Annotated in this window: 13 protein-coding genes; 7 read left to right on the top strand and 6 right to left on the bottom strand. The window is 64.0% G+C overall.

Features of this window, described 5'->3' with window-relative positions; all coding sequences use genetic code 11:
- Window positions 1–211: 211 nt before the first annotated feature.
- The 6 genes from bamA (at window position 212) to lpxB (ending at window position 7,087) form a co-directional block, all read left to right on the top strand.
- On the top strand, window positions 212–2,581 hold the full coding sequence (gene bamA / locus EN853_RS05350; RefSeq protein ID WP_127858055.1) for an outer membrane protein assembly factor BamA: 2,370 nt from the start codon (window positions 212–214) through the stop codon (window positions 2,579–2,581).
- 78 nt (window positions 2,582–2,659) lie between these two features.
- Window positions 2,660–3,715, top strand: coding sequence for a UDP-3-O-(3-hydroxymyristoyl)glucosamine N-acyltransferase (gene lpxD / locus EN853_RS05345; protein WP_127858056.1), 1,056 nt, complete (start codon window positions 2,660–2,662; stop codon window positions 3,713–3,715).
- A complete protein-coding gene (fabZ, locus tag EN853_RS05340; RefSeq protein ID WP_127858057.1) occupies window positions 3,708–4,166 on the top strand; it encodes a 3-hydroxyacyl-ACP dehydratase FabZ in 459 nt (152 codons plus the stop codon). The genes lpxD and fabZ overlap by 8 nt, the downstream gene beginning before the upstream one ends.
- Window positions 4,167–4,181: 15 nt before the next feature.
- A complete protein-coding gene (gene lpxA / locus EN853_RS05335) occupies window positions 4,182–5,018 on the top strand; it encodes an acyl-ACP--UDP-N-acetylglucosamine O-acyltransferase (RefSeq protein ID WP_127858058.1) in 837 nt (278 codons plus the stop codon).
- The gene (gene lpxI, locus EN853_RS05330; RefSeq protein WP_245516832.1) at window positions 4,999–5,907 is read left to right on the top strand and encodes a UDP-2,3-diacylglucosamine diphosphatase LpxI; all 909 of its coding nucleotides are present in this window, start codon (window positions 4,999–5,001) and stop codon (window positions 5,905–5,907) included. Before lpxA ends, lpxI begins: the two co-directional genes overlap by 20 nt.
- Window positions 5,897–7,087, top strand: coding sequence for a lipid-A-disaccharide synthase (gene lpxB, locus EN853_RS05325; protein ID WP_127858059.1), 1,191 nt, complete (start codon window positions 5,897–5,899; stop codon window positions 7,085–7,087). The genes lpxI and lpxB overlap by 11 nt, the downstream gene beginning before the upstream one ends.
- 40 nt (window positions 7,088–7,127) lie before the next feature.
- Here the strand turns inward: lpxB and gltA are convergent, their stop codons facing one another.
- Together gltA and gltX are read right to left on the bottom strand one after the other, a co-directional pair.
- On the bottom strand, window positions 7,128–8,456 hold the full coding sequence (gltA, locus tag EN853_RS05320; protein ID WP_127858060.1) for a citrate synthase: 1,329 nt from the start codon (window positions 8,454–8,456) through the stop codon (window positions 7,128–7,130).
- 181 nt (window positions 8,457–8,637) lie between these two features.
- The gene (gene gltX / locus EN853_RS05315) at window positions 8,638–10,062 is read right to left on the bottom strand and encodes a glutamate--tRNA ligase (protein WP_127858061.1); all 1,425 of its coding nucleotides are present in this window, start codon (window positions 10,060–10,062) and stop codon (window positions 8,638–8,640) included.
- 101 nt (window positions 10,063–10,163) lie between these two features.
- Here gltX and EN853_RS05310 point away from each other — a divergent pair, with 101 nt between their 5' ends.
- Window positions 10,164–12,617 (top strand): ComEC/Rec2 family competence protein, encoded by a 2,454-nt coding sequence (locus EN853_RS05310; protein ID WP_127858062.1) that lies wholly within the window; start codon window positions 10,164–10,166, stop codon window positions 12,615–12,617.
- Here the strand turns inward: EN853_RS05310 and lexA are convergent.
- From lexA to trpC, 4 genes are all read right to left on the bottom strand, one after another.
- Window positions 12,611–13,345 carry a transcriptional repressor LexA gene (gene lexA, locus EN853_RS05305; RefSeq protein ID WP_127858063.1) on the bottom strand — a complete coding sequence of 245 codons (735 nt, stop codon included), beginning with the start codon at window positions 13,343–13,345 and terminating at the stop codon, window positions 12,611–12,613. The genes EN853_RS05310 and lexA overlap by 7 nt on opposite strands.
- Before the next feature lie 116 nt (window positions 13,346–13,461).
- A complete protein-coding gene (gene glp / locus EN853_RS05300) occupies window positions 13,462–14,667 on the bottom strand; it encodes a gephyrin-like molybdotransferase Glp (RefSeq protein ID WP_127858064.1) in 1,206 nt (401 codons plus the stop codon).
- Between the two features lies 1 nt (window position 14,668).
- Window positions 14,669–15,148, bottom strand: coding sequence for a cyclic pyranopterin monophosphate synthase MoaC (gene moaC / locus EN853_RS05295; RefSeq protein WP_127858065.1), 480 nt, complete (start codon window positions 15,146–15,148; stop codon window positions 14,669–14,671).
- 1 nt (window position 15,149) lies between these two features.
- Entirely contained in the window at window positions 15,150–15,962 is an 813-nt protein-coding gene (trpC, locus tag EN853_RS05290; protein WP_127858066.1) for an indole-3-glycerol phosphate synthase TrpC, read from the bottom strand.
- Between the last annotated feature and the right edge of the window lies 1 nt (window position 15,963).

The following is a 15,963-nucleotide window of genomic DNA, read 5'->3' as shown; positions in this document are numbered from 1 at the left end:
AAGAAATTTGGCTTCGGCCCCGACCATATTGAGACGCCGTTTACCATGCGTGGGGATATGCGTGACGCGAAAGCCACGCATCAGGGTTAAGTAAATACAAATTAACCGGGAGCCTTGCGTGTAGGGAAAATCCGGTTAATACGGTAAGGGAAAATACCGCACGTCCGGTTTTCTCGCCGTGGGGACTACGAGAAAAAGGTACAAAAGCCCGATGAAGGCAGCATCCAAGTTTTTGAGCGCCGCGTCCGCGGCGGCTTTGTCCGCCGCCCTGGTTTTGCCAGGCGCGCTCGCAGTGCAGTTCGTTGCCACATCGGTAGCCGAAGCAGCAGTCGTCAGCAGGGTCGAGGTCAGCGGCAACCAGCGTGTCGATGCCGAAACCATCCGCAATTACATCTCGATCAAGCCTGGCAAGGCGTTTTCAAGCGCCGATATCGACAGCGCCGTGAAGGCTCTGTTCGGCACCGGGCTGTTCTCTGACGTCCAGATCAATCAGGTCGGCTCGACCCTGGTCGTCAAGGTTTCCGAATACAAAGTCGTCAACCAGGTCCTGTTCCAGGGCAACAAGAAGCTGAAGGACAACGCCCTTCAAGTCGCCATTCAGCTGAAGCCGCGCGCGACCTTCTCGCAGCAGGCGCTCGATGCCGACGTCGAGGCGGTCAAGGCTGCCTATCGGCGCATCGGCCGCGACGATGCCGCCGTGACCACGCAGATCATGGACCTCGGCGACAACCGCGTGAACGTGGTCTTCAACATCACGGAAGGCGGCCGCACCCAGATCGCGGCCATCAACTTCGTCGGCAACAGCGCTTTTTCCAGCCGCCGCCTGTCGGACGTGATCAACACGAAGCGTTCGTCGTGGCTTTCGTTCGTGCTGCGCGATGACGTCTATGACGAGGACAAGCTGCGCGCCGACCAGGAGCTGCTGCGCCGCTTCTACTACAACCACGGCTATGCCGACTTCCAGGTCGTTTCCGCCGTCGGTGAGCTCGACGACACCACGAACAAATACACGGTCACGATCACCGTGCAGGAAGGCGAGCGCTACACCTTTGGCGACATCAGCGTCGAGAGCACCATTCCCGAGGTCGACTCGAAGTCGCTGGATTCGGTGGTCGAAACCCACAAGGGCGATGTTTACAACGCCAAGGACGTCGAGGATTCGATCGTCGCTCTGACGGAGAAGGTCGCGGGTTCGGGCTATGCCTTTGCTCAGGTGACGCCGCGCGGCGATCGCAATTTTGAGAATCATACGATCTCGGTCGTCTACACCATCGACCAGGGCACCAAGGCTTATATCGAGCGCATCGAAATCCGCGGCAACGACCGTACGCGCGACTATGTCATCCGTCGCGAATTCGATGTCAGCGAAGGCGACGCCTTTAACCAGGTTCTCATCCAGCGCGCGAAGAAGCGGCTGGAAGCACTGGATTACTTTGAGAAAGTCGACATCTCAACCGTTCCCGGATCGGCACCCGACCAGGTCGTGCTGGTGGTTGACGTGGTCGAGAAGTCGACCGGTGAGTTTTCGATCGGCGCCGGCTATTCGACCGGCGGCGACACGCCCGGTCCGTCCGTCGAAGGTTCGATCACCGAGCGCAACTTCCTCGGCCGCGGCCAGTACATCAAGCTGTCGGCCGGCGGCGGCAGGCACTCGCGCGACTACGCAATTTCCTTCACCGAGCCTTATTTCCTCGGGCGGCGCATCGCGGCGGGCTTCGACATCTACAAGTCGACCCGCGAATATAACCACTACGACACGGACGTCACTGGTGCGACGATTCGCTTCGGCCTGCCGATCACCGACAGCATTTCGACTCAGCTGGCGTACAATATCTCGCAAGAGAAGTACTCGATCGCCGACGGCTGCTTGACCAGCGGGATCTACGATCCGAGCAAGTGCACGATCTCCCCGGCGATCCGTGACGGCGTTGCCGAAAGCCCGTGGGTCAAGTCCTCGGTCAGCCTTGGGCTGGTCTACAACACCATCGACGACATGAAGAATCCGCATGAGGGCCTCTACGTCACTGGTACGACCGAGTTCGCGGGCCTTGGCGGTGATGCCAAGTGGGTGAAGGTTACCGGGCGTGCAAGCGTGTACCAGACCTTGTCCGAGCAGCTCGACCTGGTCGGCCTGGTTTCGGGCGGCGCGGGCTATATCGCAGGCTACGGCAACGGCGATCTGCGCATCTTCGATCACTTCCAGAGCAATGACCGCATGATCCGCGGCTTTGCCTATGGCGGTATCGGCCCGATTGCCAGCGACAACAGTGGTGACCATCTCGGCGGCACGACTTATTTCAATGCCTCGGCCGAAGCCCAGTTCCCGCTGCCGGTCATTCCGGAAAGCTTCGGCTTGCGTGGTGCGGTGTTCGCCGATGCCGCAACGCTCTATGGCAACAAGCTTGATCCAAGCTTGGTAAAGGCGGGCTCGGCTGACATGCATTTGCGTGCTTCGGTCGGTGTCGGCCTGATGTGGGCTTCGCCGTTTGGCCCGATCCGCATCGACTATGCGATCCCGGTCGAGAAGCAGCCGGGTGACGACGTGCAGGAATTCAACTTCGGCATTGCGACCCGTTTCTAATCCGCGGGTCACGATGTTTCCGTGCCGCCTGACGGCCCGGAAGAGACTGATCCGACCTAGCTGGATAATGTTTGTGGAATGACCGACCCGGTGTTCTTCGCGCCTTCGCGCCGGTATACGGCTGGCGAGGTCGCGAATCTGACCGGCGCCAATCTCGTAGATACCTCGCAGGCTGATGTCGCCATCGAAGCGCTGGCGCCCGCCAATGAGGGCGGCGATAGTGCGCTCGTCTTTGTCGACGGCAAGCGCAATTTCGCCCTGATGCAGTCGCTCAAGGCGGCTGCCGTCCTGTGTCCCGCCGACTTCGCCAGCAGAGCCCCGCAGGGGATCGCGGTGCTGGTGCATCCGCGTCCGCAGCAGGCCTTCGCCATGGTCGGGCGGCTGCTCTTTCCGCAAGCCGCCACCCCGGGGCCGATGACCGGCGAAACCGGCATTTCCCCGCAGGCGCATATCGATGCGTCCGCGCATGTCGAAACCGGTGCGATCGTGGAGGCAGGCGCCGTGATCGGTCCCGACGCTTCCATAGGCGCCGGCACGGTCATTGCACCCCACGCCATCATCAGCCGTTCCTGCAAGATAGGCCGCGACGGCTACGTCGGTCCGGGCGCCAGCATCCAATATGCACTGATCGGCAACCGCGTCATCATACATGGCGGCGCAAGGATCGGCCAGGACGGGTTCGGCTTCGTGGGCGGCGCCAAGGGACCCGAGCGCGTGCCGCAAATCGGGCGCGTCATCATCCAGGACGACGTAGAGATCGGTTCCAACTCGACCGTCGATCGCGGCGCGATGTCCGACACCATCATTGGACAAGGCACCAAGATCGACAATCTGGTGCAGATCGCCCACAATGTTCGCATCGGCCGCAATTGCATTATAGCCGGGCTTTCGGGTATTTCCGGTTCCGTCGTCGTGGGCGACAACGTCACCATGGGTGGCGGTGTCGGCCTCGCCGATCATTTGACCATCGGCCCGGGAGCCAAGCTTGCGGCGAGAAGCGGATTCATGAGCAACGTGCCGGCGGGCGAGGTCTGGGGAGGCTATCCGGCGCAGCCGATGGCGGAAGCCATGCGTGAGATCGCGATGCTGCGCAGGCTGGCCAGGACGCGCAAGCAGAGCGACGGAAATGGCTGATATGATTGCGACGACACTCGAGGCGGTTGACATAATGGGGCTCATGAAGCTCCTGCCGCACCGCTATCCGTTCCTGATGATCGATCGCATCGTCGATATCGACGGCAACGACTCGGCCGTCGGCATCAAGAACGTGACCATCAACGAGCCGCATTTCCAGGGTCATTTCCCGGAACAGCCGGTGATGCCGGGCGTCCTGATCATCGAGGCCATGGCTCAGACGGCCGGCGCGATCTGCATCCGCAGCCTCAACACGGAAAAGCCGTCGCTGGTTTACTTTCTCACCATCGACAACGCGAAATTCCGCAAACCGGTCGGCCCAGGCGACCAGTTGAAGATCCATGTCAAGAAAATCAAGATGCGCGGCAACCTGCTCAAATTCGCCTGCGAGGCCATGGTGGACGGCGCGAAGGCGGCGGAAGCCGAGATCTCGGCCATGGTTGCCGGCTGACGGTTCGAAATGCTTATGAAAATCCAGACATCAATCCATCCTTCCGCGGTCGTCGAAGACGGCGCCCAGATCGGCGAGGGCGTCCGCATCGGGCCGTTCTGCCATGTCAGCGCCGACGCGGTTATCGGTGACCGTGTCGAACTGGTCAGCCACGTCGCGGTGATGGGCGCGACCACCATCGGCGCCGCGACCAAGGTCTATCCGATGGCGATCCTGGGTGGCCCGCCGCAGAACACAAAGCACAAGGGCGGCCGCACGACGCTGGTCATCGGCGAGAACTGCACGATCCGCGAAGGCGTCACAATGCATGTCGGCACCGATACCAGCCGCGGCGAGACGACTGTCGGCGACAACGGCAATTTCCTTGCCTATGCTCACATCGCCCATGATTGCGTTGTCGGCAAGAATGCCACCTTCGCGAACGGCGCGACGCTTGGCGGTCACTGCGAGATCGGCGACAACGTCTATATCGGCGGCCTCAGCGCCGTTCATCAATTCGTGCGTGTCGGCGACAACGCCTTTCTCGGCGGGTGCTCGGCTTTTGTCGGTGATGTCATTCCCTATGCGATTGCCGTCGGCAATCGCGCCAGCCTGCGCGGCTTGAACATCATCGGCCTGAAGCGCTCCGGCCTGCAGCGCTCTGAGATCTACCTGCTGCGCAGGGCCTACAGGATGATTTTCGACCGGTCCCGGACCGTTGCCGAGAATGTCGAAATCGCCAAGGTGGAATTCGCCTCGTCGCCAACGGCCATGAAGATCATCGATTTCATCACCAGTCGCGGCAAGCGGCACTATGCCGTCCCGTCGCTCAAGGGCGGTGGTGGCGATGACGATGGCGATGACGAGGGCTGATCCCACCGGATCAGCGCTTGAACTTGCGCCGGGCTCCAGGGTCGGGATTATCGCCGGTGGCGGCAGCCTGCCGGTGGAGGTGGCCGATGGTCTGGCCGCGCACGGCTATCCGCCCTTCATTCTGTTGATGGAGGGGGAGGCTGACCGCGAGCAACAGCTTGGCCGGTACGAGCACGTCACCATGGCGCTCGAGCAGATCGGCTCCCTGGTGTCCACGCTGAAACGCCACGGCGTAACCCATCTGGTCCTTGCCGGCGAAATCAAGCGCAGGCCAAGGCTGAGCAACATGCGTCCCAGTCTCGGGCTGTTGGCGATCGTACCGTCGGTGATCGCTGCATTGGCCCGTGGCGATGACGGACTTTTGAAGGTGTTGACGCGGGGGCTCGAAAAGCGGGGCATCAAGGTGGTCGGCGCGCATGAGGTCGTCCCCGAACTGACGGCCGGTGAAGGCACGTTGACGGCGACCGGGCCAAGCAAGTCCGACTGGCGTGATATCGAGGCGGGCCGTGCGGCTGCCAAGGCCATCGGCGCGCTCGACATAGGCCAGGCGGCGATTGCGATCGCGGGGCGGGCCATCGCGCTGGAAGGCGTCGAAGGCACCAAGGGCCTGCTCGAAAGAACGCGCGAACTGCGCGGACACGGCAGGCTCGCGGGCAAGACGCGCGGCGTGCTGGTCAAATGCGCCAAGCCCGGTCAGGAGTTGCGCGCGGATTTGCCGTCCATCGGTCCCGAGACGATCGAGGCCGCGCATGCCGCCGGCCTGGCCGGGATAGCCGTCGAGGCCGGCCGCTCGCTCATTCTCGAAGGCCCGACGACACTATCACGAGCCAATGCGCTTGGCTTGTTCATCGTCGGATTCCGCGCGATGGAACCGACTGATGACCGGTGAGAAGCCGCTCAAGATCGCCATCGTCGCCGGCGAGGAGTCGGGCGATCTGCTCGGCGCCGACATCGTGCGTGCGCTCGAGAACGCCACCGGTCGCAAGATCCAGCTTGTCGGCATTGGCGGCCGGCATCTGCAGGAATTGGGGCTGACACCGCTCTTCGACGGCAGTGAGATCGCGCTGATGGGCTTCAGCGCCGTCTTGCGCGACCTGCCGCGGCTGATGCGGCGGATCAGCCAGACGGCCGCCACGGTCGCGGCCGAGCGGCCGGATTGCCTGATCACCATCGACAGCCCGGACTTTTCGTTGCGTGTCGCCAAAAAAGTCCGCGCTGGCGCGCCCGCCATCCCGATCGTCCACTATGTCTGCCCGAGCGTTTGGGCATGGCGTCCGGGCAGGGCGGTGGCGATGAAGCCCTATGTCGATCATATCCTTTGCATTCTGCCTTTCGAGGTGAAGGCGCTCGCTCGCCTCGGCGGGCCGCCCGGCACTTACGTCGGCCACCGGCTGACGCAGGATCCGGGCGTGCTTGGCGCGGCCAAGGCGCAGAGCTTGCCTCGCGACCTGTCGGAGGACCGCGTCAAGACGTTACTTGTGCTGCCCGGCTCGCGCCGCGGCGAGGTGCGCAGGCTGATCGAACCGTTCGGCAAGACGGTGTCGGTCTTGCGTCAGCGTGGCCACCGGTTGCGCCTGCTATTGCCGACGGTACCGCATGTCGCCGACCTGGTCAGGATGTCGGTCGCGACGTGGGACGAGAAACCCGAGATCATCACCGATCCGGAGCGCAAATGGCAGGCTTTCGGCAAGGCCGACGCGGCTTTGATCGCGTCGGGAACAGTTTCGCTCGAGCTGGCTCTTTCCCGTGTTCCGATGGTTTCCAGCTATATGCTTGACCCGATCGCCAGACAGTTGGCGCAGCATCTCGTGACGACGTGGTCGGCGCTGCTGCCCAACCTGATCGCCGATCGCGCGCTGGTGCCGGAGTTCTACGACCAGTATGTCAGGCCGGAGAACCTGGCGCGCCAGTTGGAAGCCCTGTTTGCCGATACCGGCCTGCGCGCCTGGCAGATATCGGGCTTCGCCGAGATCGCGAGGCGCATGGCAACCGAGAGACCCTCCGGCGAAATCGCCGCCGGAGTGGTTCTGGGGTGCATCAAGAAGGCAGTAGGCAGTAGTAGGCAGTAGGCGCCTTATTCCCTACTGCCCCACTGCCTATTTCCGATCCCTACCGCTTCGCGATCGGCACGTAGTCCCGTTCCGTGGCGCCTGTGTAGAGCTGGCGCGGGCGGCCGATCTTCTGGTGCGGATCCTCGATCATTTCCTTCCATTGCGCGATCCAGCCGACGGTGCGGGCAACCGCAAACAGCACGGTGAACATTGTGGTGGGGAAGCCCAACGCCTTCAGCGTGATGCCGGAGTAGAAATCGACGTTCGGATAAAGCTTCTTCTCGATGAAATATTCGTCGGTCAGAGCGATCTTCTCCAGCTCCATCGCAATGTCGAGCAGCGGATCGTCCTTGATGCCTAGCTCGCCCAGCACCTCATGCGCGGTCTTCTGCATGATCTTGGCGCGCGGGTCATAGTTCTTGTAGACGCGATGGCCAAAACCCATCAGCCGGAACGGGTCGTTCTTGTCCTTGGCGCGGGCGATGAATTCCGGGATGTGGTCGACATGGCCGATCTCGCCCAGCATGTTGAGGGCCGCCTCGTTGGCGCCGCCATGCGCCGGACCCCACAGGCAGGCGATGCCGGCGGCAATGCAGGCAAACGGATTGGCGCCCGAGGAGCCGGCAAGCCGAACGGTCGATGTCGACGCGTTCTGCTCGTGGTCGGCGTGCAGGATGAAGATGCGCTCCATGGCGCGGGCCAGCACCGGGTTGATCTTGTATTCCTCGCAGGGCACCGCAAAGCACATATGCAGGAAGTTCGCCGCGAAGTTCAGCTCGTTCTTCGGATAAATGAAGGGCTGGCCGATGTGGTATTTGTAGGCCATCGCCGCGATGGTCGGCATCTTGGCGATCAGCCGCATCGAGGCGACCATGCGCTGGTAGGGATCCGAGATGTCGGTCGAGTCGTGATAGAAGGCCGACAGCGCGCCGACCACCCCGCACATCACCGCCATCGGGTGCGCGTCGCGGCGGAAGCCGGTGAAGAAGCGCGACATCTGCTCATGCACCATGGTGTGGCGCGTCACGCGGTAGTCGAAGTCGTCCTTCTGCGCCTTGGTCGGCAATTCGCCGTAGAGCAGGAGGTAGCAGACCTCGAGGAAGTCGCCATGTTCGGCAAGCTGGTCGATCGGATAGCCGCGATGCAACAGGATGCCGGCATCGCCGTCAATGAAGGTGATCGCCGACTCGCAGCTCGCCGTCGACGTGAAGCCGGGATCGTAGGTGAAAGCCCCGGTTGTGCTGTAGAGCGCGCCGATGTCGATGACGTCGGGCCCGGTCGAGCCGCTTCGCACCTTGAATTCATGGGTCTTGCCGGCGAGTTCGAGCCTGGCGGTCGACCCATGCGCCTTGCCGCCCGGTTCCAGTTTTGTCGCAGCTTCGCTCATTGCAAACTCCTTTATGTTTCCTCATGCCGGCAAGGCAATTCCTGCAAACGACACGTCGAAATCACCGGAATGCGCGAACTTACCACCGCATTTTAGGAGGTGCGTGCCAGATTGGGCCAAGGCCTAATGTTGCACTGCGAAACACACCTTTCAATGCCAATCTTCTTGGGCCAGTTCGCTCCTAATCGATTTGGTCTCCGATCCGCGCTAGACTTTCGTCGCGTCCCAACACGGCAAGCACATCGAACACGCCGGGCGAGGTGCTCCGGCCGGTAAGCGCGGCTCTCAGCGGTTGGGCCACGGCGCCGAGCTTGTGGCCGCCTGCCTGCGCAAAGTCGCGGATCGCAGCCTCCGCCGACGCCGCGGTCCATTCGCCGGCGACCGCCGCGAGCGCGGCATTGGCCCCGCGCAGAATTGCGCGCGCCTCACCACCGAGCAACCCCGCGGCCTTCTCATCGAGCTGCAGGGGGCGTTCGGCGAACAGGAAGGCGGCTCCGTCCACGAGCTCGACCAGCGTCTTTGCGCGCTCCTTGAGGCCGGGCATGGCGGCCAGCAGCTGCGCCTTGCGCCTGTCGTCGAGCTTTGCCGCGAGCGCCGGGCCACCTTCGAGATAGCGCAAGGTGGCGACGAAGACGTCGAGGAGGGCGTTGTCGTCCATCTGGCGCATGTGCACGCCGTTCAGCGCCTCGAGCTTGGCGAAGTCGAAGCGCGCGGCGCCCTTGTTGACGTCGCCGATGTCGAACCAGGAGATCATATCGTTGATCGACATCACCTCGTCGTCGCCATGGCTCCAGCCGAGCCTGGCCAGATAGTTGAGCAGGGCCTCTGGCAGATAGCCCATCGCGCGATAGGCCTCGACGCCGAGCGCGCCGTGGCGCTTCGACAGCTTGGCGCCGTCGGCGCCGTGAATCAGCGGGATGTGCGACATCGACGGCACGGCCCAGCCCATGGCGTTGTAGATCACGGTCTGGCGCGCGGCGTTGGTGAGATGGTCGTCGCCACGGATGATGTGGGTCACGCCCATGTCATGGTCGTCGACGACCACGGCATGCATGTAGGTCGGGTTGCCGTCCGAACGCAGGATGATGAAGTCGTCGAGATCCTTGTTCGGAAAGCGCACCTCGCCCTGCACGCGGTCGTGCACGATGGTCTCGCCCTCGATCGGCGCCTTGATGCGGATCGCGCCCTTGACGCCGGGAGGCGCCTCTGACGGATCGCGGTCGCGCCACTGGCCGTTGTAGCGCGGCGGCAGACCCTTGGCCCGCGCTGTCTCGCGCATCGCCTCGAGCTCGGCTGGCGTCTCGTAGCTGTAATAGGCCTTGCCCAGGCGCACGAGCTCCTCGGCCACCTCGCGGTGGCGCGGCGCGCGCTCGAATTGCGAGACGGCCTCGCCGTCCCATGAGAGGCCGAGCCAGGTCAGTCCGTCGAGAATAGCGGCCGTCGCCGCTTCGGTGGAGCGCTCGCGATCGGTGTCCTCGATGCGCAGCAGCATCGTGCCGCCCGTATGCCTGGCATAGAGCCAGTTGAACAGCGCCGTGCGCGCGCCACCGATGTGCAGGTAGCCGGTGGGCGAGGGGGCAAAACGGGTGACGACCTTGTCGGACATGGAACTCTCAGGCTGGCACTGAAGCAGACGTGAATGCGCGGACTTTCGCGCGGTCGGCGTTCATGTAGCATAGGAGGTCTGGGGCGCAAGGGGCAGACCCGATGGCTGGACGTGGCCGGGGCGCGGAGGAGGGCGAGGGGGTGACGGCTGGCGTCAGCGAGCGCCTGCTGTTTGCCGCCACTGTGCCTGACGAAGCGACGCCGGTTTCGCTTCCGGCGCCGCGTCCGGCTACCGAGATTTTGCCGCCGGACGGCGGTGCCGCCCGCCAGCCTTCTCCGCCGGCAGCCGTCGAGCGGATCCGCAGGCAATTCCGCCGTGCCTCGTTTCCCGCGCTTCGCCGGAGCGTCGCCGAAGCCGCAACCACCGAGCTCGACCGAGGCATCGCCTTCCTGCTGGTGCCGGTGTTCCTGGCCGCCGGGGTCATCCTCTATTTTTCCCTGGGCGCCGAGCCGGATCTCTACAGGCCGTTGGCAGCGGCAGCATTGATGGCCGTATGCGCGGCGGTTTCCCGCTCCTGGCCGAAGACGCATCTCGTCTGCATGGCGGCGCTGTTTTGCGCTTTGGGCTTCGTCGCCGCGAAGGTCGAGACCTGGCGGGCCGCAACGCCGATGCTTGGCTCCGAGATCCAGACGCGGCTGACGGGGCGCGTCGTCATCGCCGAGGAAATGGCCAATGGCCGTGTGCGGCTGACCATCGACCTCATCTCGACCGCGCATCCGCAGCTGCGCTACGCGCCGGATCGCGTCAGGCTTTCGGCGCGCAGGATCCCACCCGAAATGAAGGCAGGGTCGCTGGTGACGGGTTATGCACGGCTTTTGCCGCCGACCGGACCGGTCCGCCCCGAAAGTTACGACTTTTCCTTCGACAGCTATTTTTCCGGCATCGGCGGCAGCGGCTTCTTCCTCGGCGATCCGCAGGTCATCCCGACAACCGATCCGCCGGCAGGGACGAGCATCGCTTCGACGATCGAGAACGCGCGCGAAAACATCGCCGATCACATCAGAAGCACCGTTGGCGGACCCGAAGGCGAAATTGCCGCGGCGCTGATCGTCGGCATTCGCGCCGGCATCCCCGAGGACATCAACGAAGCGATGCGGCGGACGGGCATCTACCACATCATCTCGATCTCGGGCCTGCACATGGCGCTGGTCGCCGGCACGGTTATGCTTCTGCTGCGTGGCGCCTTCGCGCTGTTTCCGGATTTCTCCTCACGCCGTCCGGTGAAGAAATATGTCGCTGGCATCGCACTGATATCGATTGCCGGCTACCTCGTGATCTCCGGCGTCGTGGTCGCCGCCGAACGAAGCTTCATCATGCTGGCGGTGATGCTGGTCGCCGTGCTGTTCGACCGGGCGGCGCTGACGATGCGCAACCTGGCGATCTCGGCCATCGCCGTCATCCTGGTATCGCCGCATGAAGTGGTTGGCCCGAGCTTTCAGATGTCGTTCGCGGCGACCGCCGCTCTCGTCGGCGCCTATGCCGGCTGGGCCGACTACCGCGCCGGCAAAATGAGAGCGCCGCCGGCAAAGCGTTCGTTCCTGCGGTTCATGTCGCATAAGTTGGCGGTCGGAGCAGGCGGCGCCGCGATGACGTCGATCATTGCCGGAACCGCCACGGCGCTGTTTGCCATCTGGCATTTCCAGCGCGTCTCACCGCTCAGCCTGCTGGCCAATCTGGCGATCATGCCGATCGTCACCGTCGTGATGTTCCTCGCCGTCGCCAGCGCGGTCATGATGCCGTTCGGCTTCGATTGGCCTTTCCTCTATTTGATGGGCAAAGGCCTGACGGCCATGATCGCGATCTCGGCGTGGATTTCAGAGTGGTCACCGGTCGACGCCGTGGGATTGATCTCGATCCAGTCGGTGCTGCTGGCGACAATCGCGCTCGTCATCGCCACCATGGCCACCACCTGGCTCAGGCTGGCTGCAATTCCTTTCGCAGTTGCTGCCTTGCTGGCCATTCCGCAAGTGCGCACGCCTGATCTGCTGATCTCCGAGGACGCGCATCTGGTGGCGATGCCGATCGGCGGCGGGGAGCTCGCGATCAACCGTGCCAGCTCCAACGAGTTCACCACCGATAACTGGAAACGCGCGCTCAGGGCCGAGACGATCGTGCCGCCGGAGACATTCGCCGAAGGCGCGCTGGGCATCGCCGACCCCGTCGACCTGCCGCCGGGATCGCCCTTTTACTGCACGGGCGATCTCTGCATCGGCCGGCATCCGTCCGGCGCGATCGTCGCGTTGGCGGAAAATCGCAACAGCGCCAGGCCGGCCTGCGGCTTTGCCGACCTCATCGTCATCGACGACGCCACGGCCTACAATCCTTGCCGCGATCCGAGCGTTCTTGTCGTCACCAAGCGCCAGCTTGCTCGCGACGGCAGCGCTGCCGTCTTCTTCGACCCGCAGTCAGCGACAGCGCGGCCCGTCATTCGCTATGCCGTCGAAAAACCCTACCGCCCCTGGCATGAGCAACGAAGATATTCGCGTGAGGCGAGGGGACTGGCCCCTTACGAGAGGCCTGAGAAGGCGGACACTAAGCCGCCTCCAGCTCAGTAACGCCGGATCAGCCCAACCAGCTTGCCCTGAACCTTGACCCTGTCCGGACCGAAGATGCGGGTCTCATAGGCCGGATTGGCGGCCTCGAGCGCGATCGAGGCGCCTTTGCGACGGAAGCGCTTCAGCGTCGCTTCCTCGTCGTCGACCAGCGCCACGACGATCTCGCCAGGGCTTGCGGTGTTGGCGTTGCGGATGATGACCGTGTCGCCATCGAAGATGCCGGCCTCGATCATCGAATCGCCCTTGACCTCCAGCGCGTAATGCTCGCCGCCCGCGATCATATCCGGCGGCACTGTGATCGAATGCGTCTGGTGCTGGATGGCGTCGATCGGCACGCCGGCGGCGATACGACCCATCACCGGAATGGACACAGCCGAAACGACGTCATCGTCATTGCTGGGCGTGGGCGTGCGGGAGAGCGCCGCAGGCTTGATCTGGCGGCCGAGATTGCCTTGGCCGCCCTGGATGACGCTGGGCGAGAATTTCCTCGCCGCATTGAGGCCAGGCGCGATCGAGTCGGGCAGGCGCAGCACCTCCAGCGCGCGCGCCCGGTTCGGCAGCCGGCGAATGAAGCCGCGTTCCTCGAGCGCCGTGATCAGCCGGTGGATGCCCGACTTCGAGGCAAGGTCGAGCGCTTCCTTCATCTCGTCGAAAGACGGCGGGATTCCGCTTTCCTTGAGCCGTTCGTGGATGAACATCAGAAGTTCATGTTGCTTGCGCGTCAGCATGGTAGCCCCCAACGGGTTCCAAAATCAGAATCAGAAAACAAACCCAGAACAAACACTATCTGTTCCAGTTGTGTTCCGCAACCGTTTAAAGTTTAGTGAATGCGTTGACGTTTTGTTCAGCGTAACATCAGAACGCTGCATGCGTCGCCGGCTTCGACCGCGGGGGCGAAGGGCTCGCGCACAATCAGGCCGTTGGCGTCGGCGAGCATCCTCAGCATCGAGGAATCCTGGATGCTGAACGGTGTGGCGATGAGCTGTCCGGCAACCTCGCGCACCGCGGCCCGTACGTAGTCCTGCCTGAGATCGTTGGCGTGCATCGCGGCAGCCAACTGCGCGGTGCGGATGTCGTGCCGGTAATCGCGCCCGCCCAGCCGCGCCAAAAGCGGTTTCAGGAACAATTGCGAGCAGACGAGGCTTGCCACCGGATTGCCGGGCAGGCCGATGCAGCGGATATTGCCAAGCCGGCCAAACATCAGCGGTTTGCCGGGGCGCATGGCAATTTTCCAGAAATCGAGCCGCATGCCTTCGCCGGTCAGCACGTCGTGGATCAGGTCGTGGTCGCCGACCGAGGCGCCGCCGAGGGTGACGATGACATCGGCGCCAGCCTCGACGGCTTTTCCAACCAGGGCGGCGATGGCGTCCTGGCGGTCGGCGGCGATGCCGAGGTCGAGCGCGCGCGCTCCAACCGACTGCGCCGCGGCGGCGACGCCATAGGCGTTGGACGAGATGATCTGGTCGGGGCCCAGCGCGCCGCCGGGCGGCAGCAACTCGTCGCCCGTGGCGATGATGGCGACCAGCGGTCGCCGCACTACAGTGAGGCTCGGATGGTTGGCCGACGCCGCCAGCGAAAGCGCTGCCGGATCGAGCAGCCGGCCTTTTTCCAGCAGAACGTCGCCTTGCAGGAAGTCGAGACCGGCCCGGCGGATGTTGCGTCCCGCGGACGTCGGCTCGATCATCTCGACCTGGCCGCCGCCGAGGTCGCGGACATTCTCCTGGATGACGACCGTGTCGGCGCCTTCGGGAACAGGCGCGCCGGTGAAGATGCGCACGGCCTCGCCCTTGCCGACGATCCCGGTGAAGCCGCGCCCGGCCGGCGCCATGCCGATCACTGAGAGCCGGGCCGGCACAGATGCGACGTCCGCGGAGTGCGCGGCATAGCCGTCCATGGCCGAAGCGTTGAAGGGCGGCTGGGTGCGTAGCGCCACCACCGGTTCGGCCAGCACCCGGCCGGCGGCGTCAGCCAACGGAACGCTTTCGCCAGGCAGCGCAGCCGCGCCGTCCAGCAAGCGCTCCAGCGCCTCGGCGACCGGAACCAACGCCATCTTAAGGACCTGCCTTGTAGTCGCCCGACTTGCCGCCGGTCTTCTCGACCAGCCTGATGCCGGAAATCACCATGGCGCGGTCCGCCGCCTTGGCCATATCGTAGATGGTGAGGCAGGCGACCGACGCCGCGGTCAGTGCCTCCATCTCCACCCCCGTCTTACCGGTGACGCGGGCAAGCGCGGTCACCCTCAGGCCGGGGAGCGCGCGGTCGGGCTCGATATCGACCGCAACCTTGGTCAGCAGCAGCGGGTGGCAGAGCGGAACAAGCTCATGCGTCTTCTTGGCCGCCATGATGCCGGCGATACGCGCTGTGCCCAGCACGTCGCCCTTCTTGGCGTCGCCGGCCAGGATCATCTCCAGCGTTTCCGGCTGCATGGTGACAAAACCTTCGGCGATTGCCGTGCGCGTCGTCTCGGCCTTGTCGCCGACATCTACCATGTTGGCTTCGCCCTTGGCGCCAAGATGGGTGAGAGCGGCCATCTCAGATGGCCTCGGCAGGTGCCTTGCCGGTGAGCAGCAGCGCGGTCGCGGCCGCCACATCGGCCTGCCGCATCAGGCTTTCGCCGACGAGGAAGGTGCCGATCCCGCTCTTCTCCAGCCGGCGACAGTCCTGATGGGTGAAGATGCCGCTCTCGCTGACCAGCAGCCGGTCGGGCGGCACCATGGCGGCAAGCCGCTCGGAAACGGCGAGGCTGGTCTCGAACGTCCTCAAATCGCGGTTGTTGATGCCGATCAGCCGCGACGAGAGTGTGAGCGCACGCTCCATCTCCTTCTCGTCGTGTACCTCGACCAGCGCGTCCATGCCAAGCTCGAAGGCTGTCGCTTCGAGTTCGCTGGCCAAAGCGTCGTCGACGCTTGCCATGATGATGAGTATCGCGTCCGCGCCCCAGGCCCGTGCCTCGTGGACCTGGTACGGGTCGAAGAGGAAATCCTTGCGCAGGGCGGGCAGGCTGACGGCGGCGCGCGCGGCGGTCAGAAAGCCTGGCGCGCCCTGGAACGACGGGGCGTCGGTCAGCACCGAAAGGCAGGCCGCGCCACCTTGCTGGTAGGCTCTGGCGAGCGCCGGCGGATCGAAGTCGGCGCGGATCAAACCCTTGGAAGGACTTGCCTTCTTGATCTCGGCGATCAGCGCGAAGCCGCCAGCCTTCCGCCTGGCCTCGAGCGCCGCAAGGAAGCCGCGCGGCGGTTCCGCATCCTTCGCCTTCGCCTTGACCTCGGGAAGCGGCATACTGAGCTTCGCCGCGGCGATCTCTTCGCGCTTGTAGGCTTCGATCTTGCGCAGGATATCGGACAAG

The sequence above is a fragment of the Mesorhizobium sp. M1C.F.Ca.ET.210.01.1.1 genome, from assembly GCF_004791585.1.
Taxonomy (GTDB): Bacteria; Pseudomonadota; Alphaproteobacteria; order Rhizobiales; family Rhizobiaceae; genus Mesorhizobium.
Note: the sequence above shows the minus strand (reverse complement) of the source record. Positions and strands in the feature narration are given on the sequence as shown.